This window comes from Neobacillus sp. DY30 (assembly GCF_030123065.1).
Classification (GTDB): domain Bacteria; phylum Bacillota; class Bacilli; order Bacillales; family Cytobacillaceae; genus Neobacillus.
In genome coordinates, this window is the sequence record NZ_CP126093.1 from 881,782 (window position 1) to 898,904 (window position 17,123).

The following is a 17,123-nucleotide window of genomic DNA, read 5'->3' on the forward strand; positions in this document are numbered from 1 at the left end:
AGCTGCCTGGCTCTCGGTTATTTCTTTGGTGCTGGAACCGTTTTTATTTTATAGATAAAGTAATAATATTTATAAAAAACAATTAATACCAGCAAGAGCCGGACGAAAAAGATTTCGAGGAAATAGAAGGGAATGGCAATCATCACATCAGCAAATAGCAAAATCGTAAGTTTTTGTTTTAATGTCATGGCCCGCTCTTTTACAAAAGTCTCTAAATGGCGTTTATAAAGAGTTGTTCCTTTAAACCAGCGTTCGAATCGTTCAGATCCCTTCACAAAGCAGTAGGAGGCTAAAAGAAGCAAAGGAGTTGTCGGTAACACAGGTAAAACAAGACCCAATACGCCTAAGCCAAGGGCAATCAAACCGATGAAGATGTATAGAAATTTAATCATTTTTCTCATGATAGCTGCCCCTTCTGCCTTGTTTACCTATATTATAACATTTAATAATAGAAAGTTTTTTGACAGAATACGTACATAAAAACCGTTTTAACCACCATTATGTTAAAATAGTAACGTCTAGATAATGGAGGTTGGTTCAATGACTTTCTATCAAATAATAGTTGTTTTACATATTTTTTCGGCAATTATAGGAATGGGTCCTGGTTTTATTTTAACGACTGTCGTAAAGTCGGGAAACACCATGACAGAGTTAAGGCATTCTTATGCCATTCGACATAAACTGCATATTTTTGTCATGGTGGGCGGTACGCTTTTACTCATCACAGGTTTAATCATGGGCTTCATGAATCCCAGCTTGTTTCGCATGGGCTGGTATGTAACTAGTCTTGTTCTCTTTTTAGCAGCACTGGCAATTGGCCCGCTGGTACTATCACCTAGGTCTAAACCAGTTAAGGCTTTGTTAGCTTCACATAAGGGCGACGAAATCCCGGAAGAGTATTATCGTTTATCAAGAATACTGTTCCGCTATGAACATTTAGAAAATGCTATTTTTATAGTCATTATTGGTTTAATGATACTCAAACCATTTTAGTTTGCGTAAAGGTGTCCATCTCGCAGATTGCCGGGATAACACATGCGGGATAGTGCCGATAAATGCGAAGGGAAGGATTTATCGTAACTATCAAAGGCTGTTAGTGCCGATAAATGCGAAGAGCAGGATTTATCGTAACTATCAAAGGTTCATAGTGCCGATAAGTGCGAAGAGCAGAATTTATCGTAACTATCAGAGGCCCATAGTGCTGATTAATAAACAGTGCAAGTTTTTGGTAATATCAGAGGATTTATAGCCAAGCTATTCTATATTTTCTATTTCATTAACTTACCATAATCATCCACGTTAGGGCGCAATAAAAACAGGCTGGTGAGATTTATTTGTCTCACCAGCCTGAGGAATCAATTATTCCCTATACAAACTGATTAAAACCAGAATGGGCGTCTTCTGTCGTCTCTTCTTCTATCGTCTCTTCTTCTGTTATCCTCGTCAACAATGATAACTCTATCAGCGCGGATAATTACTTCGTCAGCATTAATGACAACTCTTCTGTCTCGTCTGTCGTCTCGTCTGTCGTCTCTTCTGTCATCTCTGCGATCTCTAGCCCCAGCTACATCATCACGACGGTTTCTTCTATTACACATACCATATCCCCCCTTTCACACTCGTACTATAAAATATGCTTGTACAAAAATATGTGATTGGACAAATTACATATATAACGGCAGAAAAAAAGAAATATGTATTATTATGTTGAAATAAGGTGAAAATAGAGGATTGTCAGGATGGAAGAGAGGAGGGCAAAAATGGATATAGTAGAAAGGGCACTACAAATTGCCAGTAAAAGTCATGAAGGACAATATCGGAAAAAAACAGATATTCCCTATATTACACACCCAGTTGCCGTTGGAATGATGTTGTTAAAGAGCGGGTACAGCGAGGAAATTGTTGCAGCTGGAATCTTGCATGACACCGTCGAGGATACGCCGCTAACACTTGATGAAATCAAAAGGGAATTTGGATCAAACATTGCGGAGATAGTTGAAGGAAGTTCAGAACCTGATAAGTCACTGCCATGGAAGGATAGGAAGCAACATACCATTGAATTTTTAATAACTGCTTCTGAGGATATTCGGGTTGTGGTTTGTGCAGATAAACTTCATAATATCCGTTCCATTATAAGAGATTATGAACAAGTTGGAGATGAGGTTTGGAGCAGATTTAACGCTGGTAAAGAGCAGCAAAAGTGGTATTACACCAATGTCGTTGATAGTTTGGGAGCCCAATCTTCTTTTGAATTACTAATTCAATTACGAGCAGAAGTAGATAAACTTTTTCAATAAGTCGGCATCTAATAATATTCGGGTTTTTAAAGGAAATCACACTGATTTCCTTTTTTTTCGTATCCATAAGAGCAGCCGTGATACTAGCATGTCCATGACAGCCGCTAACTTCATATTATAGTAAAAAGGAGTTGAATAAATATGAGTTGTAGAAGAAACCCGTTTCCGTTTTGCATTTTTCCAGGCTATCGGTGGTGTGGACCCGGCTGCAGCGGCCCAGGAGCACCTATTAATGATATAGATTCCTGCTGTTATAAACATGACCTTTGTCTGAAACGTGGATACGCCTCTTGTGTCTGCGATAAAAGGTTTATGGATTGCCTTCATTCCAAAAGAAATCCCTATACAAAAAAGGGAAGACAAGCAAATATTATGTATAATTTCATGAAATTAAAAACCAGTTTCTCATGTGGTCTTCAACATCAAAACAGATTTTAGACCAATCAATATTTGGAACACGCTTTTTTTTCTAATATACAAATCCACTTATAGAAACCTAATAAAATCAGTAACAGAATAGGGTCAAGGATAGCCGCATGCCATAGTTTCCACCAGCCATAATGAAAGAATCCCCAAGGGGCAGGCAGCAGGGTAATGATTTCGTAGATTAAAATTGCAATGACAAAACCAGTTAAATAAATGACTTGTTTCATCCATCCCTTTCTATGAGGAAACCAATTTAGAAAAAACATATTTACTGGAGGGATGAGAAACATATGAGGGAGAATTCCCCGCCAGTCTAATTCTTTGTCAAAGTACCAGTAAGCATGATATTTGAATTCAATAAAAAGATCGAATAGTACTTGAAAGGCAATCGTAAATAACCAAATCTGAAGAATTTGGTTCCCGCTAAGTAATTTATTTGTCTTAAAACCCAATAGATTAAAGGCGGCAAGTGCAATTAAAAGTCCTATCATGAAGTTTCCCTTTTTATTTTTTAATATGCCCACTGATGTATATGGTATGCAAGGATTTTCATGACTCTTATAGGTAAGCTAAAAGCTTTTAACAATTTTTAGAATATAGTTTTCCTAATAAAATGTTTGATATAATAGTTGATAGGAGTGTAGTTGGGAGATGATACAATCGAATGTTACAGAGATTTGAATCACTTAATGAACTTAAGATACGCATATATTTATGGGTTGTACCTTGTATTGTTATATCTCTCATCTCTAATACACTTTTACAAAATATGAATGATGTATACCAATTCAATTTTACGATTAATAATACTCTCTCAATTTGGTTTATTATTAGTTGGGTTTTCTTATTCAAAAGAATTTTTGTTCAGTTTACGGAGTATTCCAACTTGGCGTTAGTCAGTTTTTATCATGTTACGACCTTTTTTGATGCGGTCCGTAACTATATGGTTGTAGATGGAGGGGCTCTTGGAGATTTTATCATCTGGATGCCGATTATCACGTTGTTCTTTTTCTTAACTCTGGGTACAAAACGAGGGTTATACTACTCCATTGTCATATTTCTTGCCACCTTTGTTATGGGAATTATGTATTTACCTGTTCTTTCCTCAGAATCGATTGATTCGCTGGGTCAGTATTACTTTGCGAACCTAGTTTACATTATTGTTCTCTATTATGCACAGCATGTATTTAAGACGTATGCAGATCTTGAAATGTTTAAAAAGCACGCATATTACGATTCACTAACGAGGATCGCCAATCGTTTACGGATTGATGAATGGCTGCAAAAGAAACTCAAAGCTTTCGAAGACAAGAGAGAAGTCTTTTCAATCATTTTCTTTGATATCGATCATTTTAAGTCAGTGAATGATAACTACGGGCATAAAATTGGTGATGAAGTCCTCGTAGAGTTAGCGCAGCTCATCCAATTGCGCCTTACTAATCGAGAGCTTTTTGGACGATGGGGTGGTGAAGAGTTCATTATCATCACGAGTAAAGAAGGGGATGAAACGGTTAAGCTCGCAGAGAAACTTAGGAAAATAGTAGCTGACCATCATTTTAAAGGGGCAGGAAACCTTACAGCAAGTTTTGGGGTTACCTATTCAAAACCAGGAGATAGCATTGATTCTTTATTAAATCGGGCAGATAAAGGCTTATATCAATGTAAAAATGTCGGAAGAAACCAAGTTAGCTATATTAAGTAAAGGGTAGTGCCAGGCACTAACCCTTTTTTGTCAGTTTATTCATCTTTTAGTGGAAGTGTAATTTCCACTTGTGTACCAATATGTGGTTTGCTATCAATAACTATTTGTCCACCAAAAGATTCGATAATTCGTTTGCATACGGTTAATCCAAGTCCGGAACCTTCTTTTTTCATCGTGAAAAATGGACTAAATGCCTTCAATAGCTGCTCCTTTGGCATGCCAATACCCGTATCCTCCACTCTAATCACACAAGTTTGAGCGTGTTTCTCTAGTAAAATCGTCAAAATCCCACCACCATTCGGCATAGCCTGCAGGGAGTTTTTTGAAAGATTAAGAATAACTTGTTTCAAATGATCCTTTACACAGGAGATGGGCAGCTCAACGTTTGCGTATCGAATGATTAGCTCAACATTCATTAAATTGGCTTCTGATTGGATAATGGGCTCAATTTCCTTCATTATTGTTTTTGCATCATATGTACTTAACGTATAAGAGGTAGGTTTACCCAGTACAAGTAATTCACTGACAATCCCATTAATACGGTCAATTTCTTGTCCAATGACCCCAAAATAATACTGAGACTTTTTATCCTGATGTTCCTCGCTTAAGAGGGTGACTAGCCCTTTAATGCCGGTTAAGGGATTTCTAATTTCATGTGCAGTACTGGCAGCAAGATTACCGATTAACTCAAGCTTTTGTATTTCGGTTTGTTTTTGATCATGTTCTACCTTTTTTCTTAAAAGTATATATTTGAAAAGCAAATATGTAATATTGGTAATAGTAAGCAAGAGCATAAGATACTCTAAAAATACATTTCCAAAAGTAAAATCACGTTCAGGAATGACAAAGGCTGAGATTGTCCAAGGAACTTGGGAAATCGGTATACTAGATTTTACAGAATGATTAATATCTGCTAATTGCCCAGCCTTTATTACGATTTGTTCGTTAGGGTCAGAAACAATGATTAATTCATTGTGAATAAACCCTTTTATTGACTTTTCAATTTCATCTAATCGCAAGCTCGCAAGCAAAACACTTTGAGTGACTCCATGTTCGACAATTGGAGTAGCGATTGTTATGATATAACGCCCTGTTACCCTGCCAATATGGGCCTCGGAAATACTAGTTTGTCCCGTATTAATAGCATGCTGGAAATAGGGGCGATCACCGACATTGATAACTGATGTTGTCGGATTTGTACTTATTAATAAATCACCTGACGGACCAGCCAAATAAAACCCGGAAAAACGAGAGTCCTTAGCTTGTGTTTCCTTAAGAATGGTTTCAATAGAAGTAAGATTACTGTTCTGAATTTTGACAGAGGAAGCGAGCATTTCTAATCTGCCTACTGTTTCTCCTAAAAAATTCTCAATGTTGATTGCATGTTGATTGGCATATTTCTGTGCTTTGCTTTTATTTGCGATCACATTATCTTTAACCTGGTGATCAGCAAAGTAGTAACTGATTAATAACGATGGAACGATAGTAAGGAGTATGTATAAGATTAACTTTTTGGAAATCGACTTGATTTTATGATTGATAGCCACAAAGACTCTGCCCCTTTATATCTATATACCACCATTCTACTCTTATTTTTGAAATTTAAAAGAAAATTCAAATAACGATTTTTCATTAATCCCAATTATTAAAAATAACTTCTCCCACTGTACTCGGTTTCCAATATGAAATTTGCTCTATTTCAGCTTGTGATAATGCCGACAGATGTTCTGAGGCTAATGGTGTCTCCAAAAACTCCTTTGTTAAAACTTTATAGTATGATTGGTATTTTGCAGTCATGACAGGAACATCGATAAAAGTGATATCTTCCATTGTGGAGGAGAAGGCCAAAAATGGATAATGGTGATTGAGAAGAACGAAGTATGATTCCCCGCGGAGCGTGTATTCTACGGAGTAGTAGTTTCGTTGTGAGTAACCTTCACGGAAAACTACAAACTCTCCGTCCAACTCTCTTACAAATGTGTGACTCAATTGTTTAAATTGAATGGTATCCATCATAGGCAGTATGTTATCGTTTGATGAGTGAAAACCCGTTATTCCTTTAGGGAGATTCAAATTGCTGCACCTCTTATTCTCGTTATAAATTTCTTTTGTTATATATTCTCTCCAATTCTAATTTATTTTTAAATGGGCAAAAAAAGAGCTTGGTACATAGGTACCAAGCAAAATTATGGGAAGTTTTAAGAATCAGGTTCCTTAAACCTTAAGACTCAATTAAGTTACCTTTATAATAGATAAAACATTTGTAGAAGTTATAGAGAAGTTGTGTGGAATTTGTGGAGATTCAAAATAATAGACAAAAAAAAGGATTGGTACCCGGGTACCAATCAAATTATGGGAAGTTTTTAAGAATAAGGTTCCTAAAACCTAAGTCTCAAATAAGTTATCTTTATAATAAGATAAACATTTGTAGAAGTTATAGAGAAGTTGTGTGGAAATTATGAAGATGCTAATACCCAAAATTTTTTTCCGTATGAGTGAAAATGGATAAATTATCTAATAATAAATTGATCGGTTAAATTTATGATTAGGAGATGAATTGAATGAAACATTTATCAAAAATCTTGGTTTTGTTTCTCTCATTGGTATTATTCTTCCCAACATTCACAAATGCGGAAGAGAACAAACAGGACGAGCGGCAAACACAGCAGCTAAGTCAGAAAACGGTCCAACTTAGGGTTGCCATGAGGGAGCTTTGGAACGAACACGCTTTTTGGACAGAAAAATTTGTAACAAGTTACATTGCAGGTTTAGAGGACCAAGAGCCAGTGCTAACAAGATTATTAAAAAACCAGGACGATCTTGGGAATGCTATTAAACCTTATTATGGAGAGGAAGCAGGTAACAAGCTTGCACAGCTGTTAAGAGAACATATTCAAATTGCCGGTAAGGTAGTGGCAGCAGCGAAAAGTGGAAATCAGCCTGATTTCAAAAAATACAGCGATAAATGGTTTAAAAACGCAGATGATATTACCAACTTTTTAAGTGCTGCAAATCCCAATTATAATAAAAAAGAATTAAGTGAGATGATGTATTTGCATTTAAGATTCATTACAGAAGGTGTAGCGGCCAAACTTAATAAAGCTTGGAATCAGAACATTACTGCATTAGACAAAAATCAAAGTCATCTAATGCATATGGCCGATTTCCTTACAAACGGAATTATCAAGCAATTTCCAAATAAGTTTTAAAAAAATGGAGCCCAACTGAGTAGTTGGGACTCCATTTTTTAGTGCGGTAAAAATGCCAGTTGATAAAAGAATAGGACAGAGAAAACATAGAGAAGCGGATGGACTTCGCGCCATTTTCCTTTCGCTATTTTCAGAAGTGGGTAGCTGATGAATCCAAGCGCAATTCCAGTAGCAATACTAGATGTAAGCGGCATGCTCAGAATAACAAGGAATGCCGGAAAAGCTTCATCTAATTCGTTCCATTTAATTTTTGCAATGCTTCCCATCATCATACTTCCAACAATGATAAGGGCAGGAGCTGTAATCGCTGAGATTCCTGATACTGCACTGACGAGAGGGCCAAAGAATGCCGAAAGAATAAACAAAATTGCAACCGTGAGGGAAGTTAATCCTGTACGTCCGCCAGCTGCAACCCCTGAAGTGGACTCTATATATGCCGTTGTTGGACTCGTGCCAAACATGGCACCGATTGATGTTGCAACGGAGTCGGAAAGAAGGGCTTGACGGGCACGTGGTAATTTTCCATTTTTCATTAAACCTGCTTGGTTTGCTACACCAATCATGGTCCCGGTGGTGTCAAAGATTGTTACTAGAATGAATGAAAAGACCACTGCATAAAGGCTGTGCTGAATGACATCCGTTAAGGCTGTCAGCGGATTGCCTACTATCAAACCTTCGGGAAGAGATGGTAACGAAACGAAGCCTTGATCAAATGAAAGCTGGTTCGTCAAAAAGGCGATAATTCCGGTAATAATCATTCCAAAAAATAAAGCACCATTAATTCGCAGCGCCATTAAAATTAATGTAACCGCTAATCCTACTATTGCCAGCAGGGCTGACGGAGCTCTCAGGTCGCCCAATCCAACTAGATTAGTAGGATGCGCAGTAATAATATGTGTAAGTCTTAACCCAATAAAGGCAATGAATAAGCCAATACCTGCAGTAATTCCATGTTTAAGGTTATCTGGAATCGCATCAATTAATTTTTCTCTAAAAGGTGTTAATGATAAAATGACAAAAATAATACCTGCAATAAAAACAGCAGCAAAGGCTGTTTCGTAGTTAATATTTTGCCCGCCGCCAACGACAGAATAGGCGAAGTATGCGTTGAGCCCCATACCAGGCGCTATGGCGATTGGATAATTTGCAAACAGTGCCATCCAAAGTGTCCCGACAACGGCTGAAATAATCGTTGCGGTAAAGACTTGTTCAAACGGAACACCTGCATCAGCGAGAATCACGGGGTTTACAACCACAATGTAGACCATTGTAAAGAAGGTTGTAATTCCAGCGAGTAGTTCTGTTTTTGTACTGGTTTGGTTTTCTTTTAGTTTAAACATAAGATTCCTCCAAAACACGAACATTTAATAACAACCTTTATATAATATTCGTTTTTAGGGAAATTTTCAAGCCTTCATTTAAAAAATAAAAACCGCCACAATCTTTATAGTGGCAGTTTTATATGGTTAACCCCAAACTTCATTAAGTGTTTCTCGAAACAATTGATTCAACTGTTCGGTGGGATCGGATTTATTGACTGATACGTCTCTAACGTATGTCTCTAATTGTGCTAGTTCAGTTTCAATGAAGAAATCGATGACTTCGGTTCTAGGCTTAGGGTCAATAGCTACCCCAGCCATTTTTAGCTTGATAATTTCCTCTAGTACGATTTTAATTTCGCTGGCCGGAAGGATATCGTCAACGAGTTTAGCAAATTCGTTGGGTGGAAATGCTTCGTGTTGTTCAATCCATTTGGCAGCTAGCAGCGGTCGGAATATGTTAAAATATCTTTTTATTTTAACCTCCTCTCGATTTAAATACTGCCTGTAATTCCGTTTTGCCATTTTTAAATAATGGTGAACACCAGACTTAGGAGAAAAAACTTCCCTTTCTAATTCTTTCATTTTATTGATTGCAGAGTACCTCTGGCGGTATACGATTGTTGAATGGAGCCATTCGAGCAGCGGCGGATTCGATCTTCGAAATAACCGTAATGCTTTGGTCAGTTCCCAGCCATTTAAGTCCAGCAATTTGTCTACTTGGATTGAAAGTTTATCATGCTTTGGGACTTCTAGGACATCGCGCCTTTGATCGATGGAGAGATACCATTCTTTCTTATGAACATAAATAAATCGAACATCATAATCGCTATCATCAGAGGGGAAGCCCCATGCTCTGCTGCCTGATTCACAAGCATAAAGGATTTTTACATCATACTCTTTTTCAATTTGTTTGAGTACCTTTAAGATATGTTCGAACAATTATAAAACCTCATTTACCGTTTGTTAGGTGGTTGCTTTCCATAGCATCTCCATTGTTAAAATAAAACCAATCCCAAAAATAATAATTATCATGGCACGTAGGAACCTTTCCACTGACCTCTATTGATGCCATGGGAATAACGACCTTTTTATTGAATATATAAACAATGAGGCATTATTCCTTTTTACGTTATTTTAATAGGAGGAGATGTGATGTTATCAAGGCAATTAATGATCTATTTCCTGCTTTGTATCATGGCAATTGTTATGGTAAGGGAATTTTCTGTTAGTCCTCAGTCCTTTTCTGGTAATCCTGTGATTCTAATTTTTCCATTCGTTGTGTTGACTTTTGGACTATTTGGATATGAACTTTTTTTAAAACTTAAGGAAGCTTCATTTGAAATTTCTACTTGGCGGAATATTGTGGTTTGTTCATGTATCGTCCTAGTGGCCGCCAGTGTTTCAGAAATTGTCTATTATTCTGAGTTAATTAGAGAATTAGGCGGCTCGCCATCAACAAAAGGATCGCGAATTTTCAGCTTACCATGGTTAAATCAATACACAAATACAATTTTTGTTAACTTTTACACATTCCTCATTTATACCTCTTTCTTAATGTTCTGCACCTCATTATATCGATGGATTAAAAAGTAATCGACTCTTACCTGACTTTTTTCAATTTTTCAGTCAAAAAAATATTTCTCAATATCACAAATATTTTTAGTTGTTGTACTTATGAAATTTGCCATATAATAGGGATATAAAAGTTCATATAATTGTCAAATTTACTTTATTAATATAATCGAAATGTGTAAAACCTAATCGGTAGAGATGGAGGGAACGGGAATGATAAGAATGGCTGTTGCTGGTGTCCTGGGTTTTGTTTTAATTTTTATAGAATCGCTGATTGTGATGAAAATTAAAGGGTATCATGGAATTGAATTTGGCGGCTTAGCACCATTTATTAATGTATGGGCGATGAATTTCTTTTTAGTATTTGCTATTCTGACTCAAATCACGAATTGGTATCAAGATCGTGCAGGTTTTGAAAATGCAGAAGAAGATAATAGTTATTAATAAATAAAGTGCCTCAATCAACGTAGATTGAGGCACTTTTTGTTATGCGTGTTGTTTTGCCGTATCTTTACCTTTTAAAACAGTTTTTCGGATAAATGGAACCACCCAGCGGTCAAGACCAATACGGCCTGCATCATGACCAACTTGTTTGAAGATCATAGCTGTTAGGCTGCTGCTTTGTTTTTGCCTTCTGTTTTCATTGTTTTACGAATGAAAGGAATTACCCAGCGATCTAAACCGATGCGACCAGCGTTATAACCTGCTGTTAATATAATGAAACCTAAGAAAATATCAGTTGGATTATGTGAAACCGTTCCTGCTAAGAAGAAAGAGAAGTTCATTACAAGTCCAAAGAACATTGCTGCAGTAGTTAAACAACCTAATAAAAGTCCTAAACCAATTAATGTTTCGCCCCAAGGAACAATGAAGTTAAATACATCGATGTTTGGTAGTGCAAAGCTTTCTAAAAAGTTTACATACCAGCTGTAAACCATATTGCCATCTGGACCTTTAACTGGATTAGCCACAGCATTTTGAAGGAAACCTGAAGCGTCAAATGCACCGCTCTGTAATTTTCCAAGTCCTGCAGTGAACCAAGAATATCCTAGATATAAGCGTAAGACCGTTAAGATTCCAGCCGCTATTTTATTTTCTCTTAAGAAATTCATAAACATTTTAATGCCATCTCCTTGATAAAAAGTTTTAAATATTTATTACACTGCTAATATAACAAATTAATCTTGAATTGAGAGTAAATTGTTCACTATTTCACATATCTGTAAAAAAGATTTGAACAAATTGTAAACGAGGCTTTATTTGTAGTTGGGGGAGCCTTGATTTATCGGCACTATCCCTGACGGATAGTTCCCGTAATTGGGTGAACCTTGATTTATCGGCACTATCCCGGACGGATAGTTCCCGTAATTGGGTGAGCCTTGATTTATCGGAACTATCCCTGACGGATAGTTACGGTAATTGGGTGAACCTTGATTTATCGGCACTATCCCGGACGGTTAGTTCCCGTAATTGGGTGAGCCTTGATTTATCGGAACTATCCCTGACGGATAGTTACGGTAGTTGTGGCAGCCTTGATTTATCGTAACTATCCCTGACGGATAGTTACGGTAGTTGTGGCAGCCTTGATTTATCGGAACTATCCCGGACGGATAGTTCCCGTAATTGGGTGAGCCTTGATTTATGGGCACTATTTCAGACGGATAGTTCCCGTAATTGGGTGAGCCTTGATTTATCGGAACTATCCCTGACGGATAGTTCCCGTAATTTGATTAGCAAAGTTTTATCGGCACTATGCCGAACGGATTGTTACGGTAATTGTGGCAGCCTTGTTATATCGGTACAATCCTAAGTCTGATTGATTACCGTATGTGTGGCCTTGAGAAATCTCCATGCCTTTTTTGCTCAACGCACAGAGTATAAAAACAACAAATTCCTTAAATACAGCCAAATTTTCAAATAAAAATTCTTGATAAAAATAATGTTATTAGTTAAAATAAAACTAACGATATTAGTTAAAAGGAGTTGGTTTTATGAGATTGCTCAATAACGGATTTTTATATCAGGTAACGTTTATGGCAAGTGTTTTTCCGGTTAATTGTTATTTGGTTGCGGAAGAAGATGGATTGACCTTAATTGACGCAGCTCTTCCATATAGTATGAAGGGAATAGTCAAGGCGGCAGAAACGATTGGAAAACCAATTACAAAGATAATCTTGACACATGCACATGAGGACCATGTTGGGGCCCTTGATAGAATAAAGAAAGAACTTCCGGATGTACCTGTTTATATTTCTGTAAGGGATAACAGAATAATGAATGGTGACACTTCGCTTGATGGGCATGAACACCAAACTCCGATTAAGGGCGGGGTTCCAAAAAAGTTGAAGACCAGAGCGAATATACTATTGAAAGAAGGAGACGTTATCGGATCATTGGCAGCTATTGAAACCCCTGGACATACGCCGGGGTCGATGTCATTTATTGATACGCGTACAAGAGCCATGATTGCAGGGGATGCCTATCAAACAAGAGGCGGGACGGCAGTAGCAGGTGATATGAAGCCATGGTTTCCTTTTCCGGCCTTTGGTACTTGGAGCAGGGAAACCTCATTAGCTAGTGCAAAGAAATTAGTGAGTTATCAGCCAAAGCTGCTTGCAGTCGGACATGGTGAAATGCTGGAAAATCCGATTGGCGAAATGGAAAGGGCCATTAAACGTTTTGAACAGAAATTAAACTAAGGAGTTAGAGATGGATGTCACCAAGACCAAAGGTTGGACTAGAAGTAATAGAGATTTTGGAAGCAGCAGCGGAGTTAGCGGACCAATTGGGAATACAAGAAGTTACCCTCGCAAATCTAGCCAAGAAATTAGGAATTCGTCCTCCTTCTTTATATAACCATTTTGATGGGCTGGGCGGATTAAGAAAAAAAATGGCGATTTATGGGATAAACCGGCTATATGAAGTATTAGCCCATGCAGCTATTGGAGTCGCTGGAGACGAAGCAGTGATGACAATAAGTAAAGCCTATATCAACTTTGTACGGACGCATCCTGGGATTTATGAGGCAACATTGATGGCTCCGGATATGGAAGATGAGGATGTACAGCTTGCAGGTTCTAAGATCGTTGAACTAACGGTTCGCGTTTTACAGGCTTATAGATTAGAAGGGGACACAGCCTTACATGCAGTAAGAGGTCTCCGAAGCATTTTACACGGTTTTTCTTCATTAGAAAAGAATGGCGGCTTTAAGATGGCATTAGATTTGGATGAGAGTTTGGAAATTATCATAAAAGCATTTATACAGGGGATTCAAGAGAACTAGTTTTTTGGGGAAAATCAGTGTCGCGGATATATTGTGGTTAACGCAGATATATTTAAATCATCGCAGATAACCTCGATCGATAAAACTACTCTAAAATTTACCAAACACCGACAAAACAATAGAGGATATTAAGATTTCAGCTAAACTTAGAAGACTTACTAATTGGCAAGTCTTCTTCTTATTATTAGATGTTATAATATTAGTAATATCATGATTAAAGGACTGAAATCTATGAGTAAATTTGAAAAGTTAGGTTTAGTATTGGACGTCGAGACCACAGGATTAGGACCGACTACCGACGAAGTAATAGAACTGGCATTGAAATTGTTTTCTTATAGAACAGATACTGGGGAGATCCAAGAAATTATTGAGGAAGATTCCTTCTTGCGCGAACCGCTTACTAGTTCTGCTAGAAGGAACTATGACCGGGCGTATCAAATTCATGGTATTCCCTATGAAATGGTGGCAGGGAAGAGTTTCACAGATGGTAAGATAAAAACTTATTTCCATCGTGCAGATTCCGTTTTTGCGCACAATGCCTCCTTTGACCGGAGCTTTCTCTATCATATGTACCCGGAAGTGAATGATTTAAAATGGTACTGTACTATGCGGGGGGTAAAATGGAAAAACTATGGCTTTCCAAACGGTAAACTCCTAACCCTGCTTCAGGCACACCGAATATCCAACCACCAAACACATAGAGCACTTGATGATATTACATATCTCATGGACCTACTCAGAAAAACAAGTCCTAATGGAAATCTCTATCTCCGGGAAGTACTCGAAAATGGACCAATGAGAAAATATCAGCCAGCTGCCGCCCGTACCAAAATGGGATAACGGCACACAGCACAAAAAAGCAACAGACCAAACCCTCAGCGATTTGGTCTGTTTTTATTTTTCAACTGTCCGCCTGGGGTGGACAGTGTCCACGAGCGGTGACAGGCACCACTCTATTGGCACAATATTAACGGCACCACACTATTGCACCACACTATTTCTCTATTATAAGTATCTGTCCTCAACGATTTTGCAATGGTGCATTTGGTGGCCGGCGATGATAAAGGCGATGGCTCTGGTTGTGATTTCCATTCTGTTTGCGTTGCCTTTGTTTTCCCATGCTTCATGTGGAAGGTTTTGGATTAGGCTGATGGTTGCGTTTCTGACTGCTTTGAAGTCTTCTAGGATGGTTTTCAGTGATAGGTTGTTTGTTTGTGCAGCCTGAACGTAGTCGTTTTCGTTAAATCCTGCTAAAGGTGTTTGATCGCCGCGTCCTACGCGCAACAGGCGGTAGCTCATGATTCTTTCAGTGTCGGTTATGTGACCAAGTACTTCTTTGATACTCCATTTTTCTGGTGCATAGCGATGTAAGCTGACTTCTTCAGAAATTCCCTCGAAAAGAGAAACTGTCTTTTGAAGATTTTCATTCAACACTTGTACGATGTCACCTTCAGGAACCAGGTCCACATACGGTACATAATAATCTGGGTACTCATCTTTTGCTGGACGTTGAAACATTTGATTCTCTCCTCCCTCGTTATAATCTACAAAGCAAGCCTACCATAATATTTACAATAGTTAAATAATTAATGAGCAAAGTCAATTTCGAAAGTTCTCCTGATAGAAAAAATTTTTAAAATGCGCTTACAAAATATTATTGACGAAAAATGTCGAAGGTGATATTCTATGTATACAATTAATTGTTAGTTCACTAAACAAATTAATTAAAACTATTTAAACACTCTCGAGAAGTTAAATAAAGAATAATGAGTACTTTTGAAAAGGGATTCATTCATAAAAAATAAGTTTCAAAGTCTTTTAGCAATTATTTAAGGGCTTACATTTACTTTATTTTATAATGATTTATTAGGAGGGTTAATCATGGCAAGAGCAGTACAACAGAAAGTTGAGACCCCGCACATTCAGGGAAAATCAGTACGCCCATTTGGGATGAAAGATAAATTAGGTTATTTATTTGGTGATTTTGGAAACGATTTCTTCTTTATTCTAGTAGCAGCGTTTCTAATGGTATTCTATACGGATATTTTCGGTATCAATCCAGCTCAAGTAGGTCTATTATTTATGATTGCCCGCCTTTGGGATGCTTTTGCTGACATAACATGGGGCCGTTTTATTGATACTAGAAAGGCTACACCTCAAGGGAAGTTTAGACCATGGATTTTTAGAATGTCATTCCCGCTTGTCATCACAGGTATCTTGATGTTCGTAACAATTCCTGGCATGTCCGATGGATTTTACCTTGCTTATGCATATGTAACATATATTATCTGGGGAACATTATATTCAACTGTTAATATCCCTTATGGATCAATGGCTTCTGTTATGACAGCTGATCCTGTTGAACGTACAGCTTTATCAAGCTGGAGAACACTAGGTGCGAACTTAGCAGGTTTAATCATAAACGTAGCTGGACCAATGATTCTATTTGTAAACAATAGACCAGATGCGAATCGTTTCCTTTTTGCAGCATTACTTTTCGGCGGTTTGGCAATTGCTTGTTACATGGCTTGCTATAAATTAACGGTTGAACGTATTACATTGGAAGAAAATAAACAAAAGGTTAACTTAGGCAAAACGATGAAGGGTCTTGTTAAAAACAAACCATTAATGGTATTCCTTGTAGCCGCATTAACATTCATGATTGTCTTTATGTTAATTGGTACTGTAAACGTATATCTATTTAAAGATTACTTCGAAAATGCTAAAGCGTTAAGCATGGTTGGCTTACTTCAATCAGTTGCAGTATTTGTGGCAATGCCATTCATACAGCCATTAGTTAAGAAATTTGGTAAAAAAGAAGTAGCTTCAGGAGGTTTATTGGTAGCAGTTCTTGTATATACGGTTCTATATCTCCTTCCAAATTTATCAGCAATGCAATTTATCACTGTTTTAACCGTTGGTATGTTTGGATACGGAATTTTCAACCTTGTTGTTTGGGCATTTGTTACAGATGTTATTGATTATCATGAGTATTTAACTGGTTTACGTGAAGATGGAACTGTTTACTCTATCTATTCAATGGCTCGTAAAATCGGACAAGCCGTTGCTGGTGGTGTCGGGGGTGCTGTTATTGCAGCAGTAGGTTACCAAGCAGGAGCTGAATCACAAACTGCTGAAACTCTACAAGGAATTCATACCCTCGGGACTTTAGTGCCAGCAGTTGTACTTGGTATCGTATTCCTAATGTTCGTATTCTTATATCCATTAAACAAAAAGCGTACAGAACAACTTGCTATTGATTTAGCAGAAAAGAGAAAATCATATAAAAACTAATTATTACTGAAGAAAAAG

The 17,123-nt window shown here is 37.5% G+C and carries 20 protein-coding genes; 11 read left to right on the plus strand and 9 right to left on the minus strand.

Annotation, left to right across the window (positions count from 1 at the left end; all coding sequences use genetic code 11):
- Positions 1 to 17: 17 nt before the first annotated feature.
- Positions 18 to 401, minus strand: a complete 384-nt coding sequence (locus QNH29_RS04145) for a DUF454 family protein (protein WP_283863587.1) — start codon at positions 399 to 401, stop codon at positions 18 to 20.
- 139 nt (positions 402 to 540) lie between these two features.
- Between QNH29_RS04145 and QNH29_RS04150 the strand changes: the two genes are divergently transcribed.
- Positions 541 to 993 carry a DUF2269 family protein gene (locus tag QNH29_RS04150; protein ID WP_283863588.1) on the plus strand — a complete coding sequence of 151 codons (453 nt, stop codon included), beginning with the start codon at positions 541 to 543 and terminating at the stop codon, positions 991 to 993.
- Positions 994 to 1,379: 386 nt separating this feature from the next.
- Here QNH29_RS04150 and QNH29_RS04155 read toward each other — a convergent pair whose 3' ends face one another.
- A complete protein-coding gene (locus tag QNH29_RS04155) occupies positions 1,380 to 1,598 on the minus strand; it encodes a hypothetical protein (RefSeq protein WP_283863589.1) in 219 nt (72 codons plus the stop codon).
- 162 nt (positions 1,599 to 1,760) lie between these two features.
- Between QNH29_RS04155 and QNH29_RS04160 the strand changes: the two genes are divergently transcribed.
- Together QNH29_RS04160 and QNH29_RS04165 are read left to right on the plus strand one after the other, a co-directional pair.
- A complete protein-coding gene (locus QNH29_RS04160; protein ID WP_283863590.1) occupies positions 1,761 to 2,297 on the plus strand; it encodes an HD domain-containing protein in 537 nt (178 codons plus the stop codon).
- Between the two features lie 141 nt (positions 2,298 to 2,438).
- Positions 2,439 to 2,735: a phospholipase gene (locus QNH29_RS04165; protein ID WP_283863591.1), complete on the plus strand. Its 297-nt coding sequence runs from the start codon at positions 2,439 to 2,441 to the stop codon at positions 2,733 to 2,735.
- Between the two features lie 5 nt (positions 2,736 to 2,740).
- Here the strand turns inward: QNH29_RS04165 and QNH29_RS04170 are convergent, their stop codons facing one another.
- Positions 2,741 to 3,214, minus strand: coding sequence for a hypothetical protein (locus tag QNH29_RS04170; RefSeq protein ID WP_283863592.1), 474 nt, complete (start codon positions 3,212 to 3,214; stop codon positions 2,741 to 2,743).
- Between the two features lie 395 nt (positions 3,215 to 3,609).
- Here QNH29_RS04170 and QNH29_RS04175 point away from each other — a divergent pair, with 395 nt between their 5' ends.
- Positions 3,610 to 4,425 carry a GGDEF domain-containing protein gene (locus QNH29_RS04175; RefSeq protein WP_283863593.1) on the plus strand — a complete coding sequence of 272 codons (816 nt, stop codon included), beginning with the start codon at positions 3,610 to 3,612 and terminating at the stop codon, positions 4,423 to 4,425.
- Positions 4,426 to 4,460: 35 nt separating this feature from the next.
- On the opposite strand, the gene QNH29_RS04180 is transcribed toward QNH29_RS04175, so the two are convergent.
- The gene (locus QNH29_RS04180) at positions 4,461 to 5,972 is read right to left on the minus strand and encodes an ATP-binding protein (protein ID WP_283863594.1); all 1,512 of its coding nucleotides are present in this window, start codon (positions 5,970 to 5,972) and stop codon (positions 4,461 to 4,463) included.
- An 85-nt stretch (positions 5,973 to 6,057) separates the two neighbouring features.
- The gene (locus QNH29_RS04185) at positions 6,058 to 6,441 is read right to left on the minus strand and encodes a hypothetical protein (RefSeq protein ID WP_283863595.1); all 384 of its coding nucleotides are present in this window, start codon (positions 6,439 to 6,441) and stop codon (positions 6,058 to 6,060) included.
- A 545-nt stretch (positions 6,442 to 6,986) separates the two neighbouring features.
- On the opposite strand from QNH29_RS04185, the gene QNH29_RS04190 reads away from it, so the two are divergent.
- Complete coding sequence (locus QNH29_RS04190; RefSeq protein WP_283863596.1) at positions 6,987 to 7,634, plus strand: glycosyltransferase; 648 nt, start codon at positions 6,987 to 6,989, stop codon at positions 7,632 to 7,634.
- A gap of 38 nt (positions 7,635 to 7,672) precedes the next feature.
- Here QNH29_RS04190 and QNH29_RS04195 read toward each other — a convergent pair whose 3' ends face one another.
- Positions 7,673 to 8,974 carry an NCS2 family permease gene (locus QNH29_RS04195; RefSeq protein ID WP_283863597.1) on the minus strand — a complete coding sequence of 434 codons (1,302 nt, stop codon included), beginning with the start codon at positions 8,972 to 8,974 and terminating at the stop codon, positions 7,673 to 7,675.
- 126 nt (positions 8,975 to 9,100) lie between these two features.
- Complete coding sequence (locus QNH29_RS04200; RefSeq protein ID WP_283863598.1) at positions 9,101 to 9,895, minus strand: nucleotidyltransferase domain-containing protein; 795 nt, start codon at positions 9,893 to 9,895, stop codon at positions 9,101 to 9,103.
- 213 nt (positions 9,896 to 10,108) lie between these two features.
- Between QNH29_RS04200 and QNH29_RS04205 the strand changes: the two genes are divergently transcribed.
- Both QNH29_RS04205 and QNH29_RS04210 read left to right on the plus strand, forming a co-directional pair.
- Positions 10,109 to 10,549 (plus strand): hypothetical protein, encoded by a 441-nt coding sequence (locus QNH29_RS04205; RefSeq protein ID WP_283863599.1) that lies wholly within the window; start codon positions 10,109 to 10,111, stop codon positions 10,547 to 10,549.
- A gap of 192 nt (positions 10,550 to 10,741) precedes the next feature.
- On the plus strand, positions 10,742 to 10,972 hold the full coding sequence (locus tag QNH29_RS04210) for a hypothetical protein (RefSeq protein ID WP_283863600.1): 231 nt from the start codon (positions 10,742 to 10,744) through the stop codon (positions 10,970 to 10,972).
- A 164-nt stretch (positions 10,973 to 11,136) separates the two neighbouring features.
- Here the strand turns inward: QNH29_RS04210 and QNH29_RS04215 are convergent, their stop codons facing one another.
- A complete protein-coding gene (locus tag QNH29_RS04215; RefSeq protein WP_283863601.1) occupies positions 11,137 to 11,646 on the minus strand; it encodes a DoxX family membrane protein in 510 nt (169 codons plus the stop codon).
- An 873-nt stretch (positions 11,647 to 12,519) separates the two neighbouring features.
- Here QNH29_RS04215 and QNH29_RS04220 point away from each other — a divergent pair.
- The 3 genes from QNH29_RS04220 to QNH29_RS04230 all read left to right on the plus strand — a co-directional run bounded on the left by QNH29_RS04220 (position 12,520) and on the right by QNH29_RS04230 (position 14,651).
- Positions 12,520 to 13,227: an MBL fold metallo-hydrolase gene (locus QNH29_RS04220; RefSeq protein ID WP_283863602.1), complete on the plus strand. Its 708-nt coding sequence runs from the start codon at positions 12,520 to 12,522 to the stop codon at positions 13,225 to 13,227.
- A gap of 14 nt (positions 13,228 to 13,241) precedes the next feature.
- Positions 13,242 to 13,811, plus strand: coding sequence for a TetR/AcrR family transcriptional regulator (locus QNH29_RS04225; protein ID WP_283863603.1), 570 nt, complete (start codon positions 13,242 to 13,244; stop codon positions 13,809 to 13,811).
- Positions 13,812 to 14,042: 231 nt separating this feature from the next.
- The gene (locus tag QNH29_RS04230; RefSeq protein ID WP_283863604.1) at positions 14,043 to 14,651 is read left to right on the plus strand and encodes an exonuclease domain-containing protein; all 609 of its coding nucleotides are present in this window, start codon (positions 14,043 to 14,045) and stop codon (positions 14,649 to 14,651) included.
- 165 nt (positions 14,652 to 14,816) lie between these two features.
- Here QNH29_RS04230 and QNH29_RS04235 read toward each other — a convergent pair whose 3' ends face one another.
- Positions 14,817 to 15,329, minus strand: a complete 513-nt coding sequence (locus QNH29_RS04235) for a DinB family protein (RefSeq protein WP_283863605.1) — start codon at positions 15,327 to 15,329, stop codon at positions 14,817 to 14,819.
- A 363-nt stretch (positions 15,330 to 15,692) separates the two neighbouring features.
- Between QNH29_RS04235 and QNH29_RS04240 the strand changes: the two genes are divergently transcribed.
- Positions 15,693 to 17,105 carry an MFS transporter gene (locus QNH29_RS04240; RefSeq protein WP_283863606.1) on the plus strand — a complete coding sequence of 471 codons (1,413 nt, stop codon included), beginning with the start codon at positions 15,693 to 15,695 and terminating at the stop codon, positions 17,103 to 17,105.
- Positions 17,106 to 17,123: the final 18 nt, after the last annotated feature.

Bases quoted from the DNA above. Each gene is read 5' to 3' on its own strand.
- QNH29_RS04145 (WP_283863587.1), bottom strand. From the start codon at position 401: ATGAGAAAAATGATTAAATTTCTATACATCTTCATCGGTTTGATTGCC.
- QNH29_RS04150 (WP_283863588.1), top strand. From the start codon at position 541: ATGACTTTCTATCAAATAATAGTTGTTTTACATATTTTTTCGGCAATT.
- QNH29_RS04155 (WP_283863589.1), bottom strand. From the start codon at position 1,598: ATGTGTAATAGAAGAAACCGTCGTGATGATGTAGCTGGGGCTAGAGAT.
- QNH29_RS04160 (WP_283863590.1), top strand. From the start codon at position 1,761: ATGGATATAGTAGAAAGGGCACTACAAATTGCCAGTAAAAGTCATGAA.
- QNH29_RS04165 (WP_283863591.1), top strand. From the start codon at position 2,439: ATGAGTTGTAGAAGAAACCCGTTTCCGTTTTGCATTTTTCCAGGCTAT.
- QNH29_RS04170 (WP_283863592.1), bottom strand. From the start codon at position 3,214: ATGATAGGACTTTTAATTGCACTTGCCGCCTTTAATCTATTGGGTTTT.
- QNH29_RS04185 (WP_283863595.1), bottom strand. From the start codon at position 6,441: ATGATGGATACCATTCAATTTAAACAATTGAGTCACACATTTGTAAGA.
- QNH29_RS04190 (WP_283863596.1), top strand. From the start codon at position 6,987: ATGAAACATTTATCAAAAATCTTGGTTTTGTTTCTCTCATTGGTATTA.
- QNH29_RS04195 (WP_283863597.1), bottom strand. From the start codon at position 8,974: ATGTTTAAACTAAAAGAAAACCAAACCAGTACAAAAACAGAACTACTC.
- QNH29_RS04205 (WP_283863599.1), top strand. From the start codon at position 10,109: ATGTTATCAAGGCAATTAATGATCTATTTCCTGCTTTGTATCATGGCA.
- QNH29_RS04210 (WP_283863600.1), top strand. From the start codon at position 10,742: ATGATAAGAATGGCTGTTGCTGGTGTCCTGGGTTTTGTTTTAATTTTT.
- QNH29_RS04215 (WP_283863601.1), bottom strand. From the start codon at position 11,646: ATGTTTATGAATTTCTTAAGAGAAAATAAAATAGCGGCTGGAATCTTA.
- QNH29_RS04220 (WP_283863602.1), top strand. From the start codon at position 12,520: ATGAGATTGCTCAATAACGGATTTTTATATCAGGTAACGTTTATGGCA.
- QNH29_RS04225 (WP_283863603.1), top strand. From the start codon at position 13,242: ATGTCACCAAGACCAAAGGTTGGACTAGAAGTAATAGAGATTTTGGAA.
- QNH29_RS04230 (WP_283863604.1), top strand. From the start codon at position 14,043: ATGAGTAAATTTGAAAAGTTAGGTTTAGTATTGGACGTCGAGACCACA.
- QNH29_RS04235 (WP_283863605.1), bottom strand. From the start codon at position 15,329: ATGTTTCAACGTCCAGCAAAAGATGAGTACCCAGATTATTATGTACCG.
- QNH29_RS04240 (WP_283863606.1), top strand. From the start codon at position 15,693: ATGGCAAGAGCAGTACAACAGAAAGTTGAGACCCCGCACATTCAGGGA.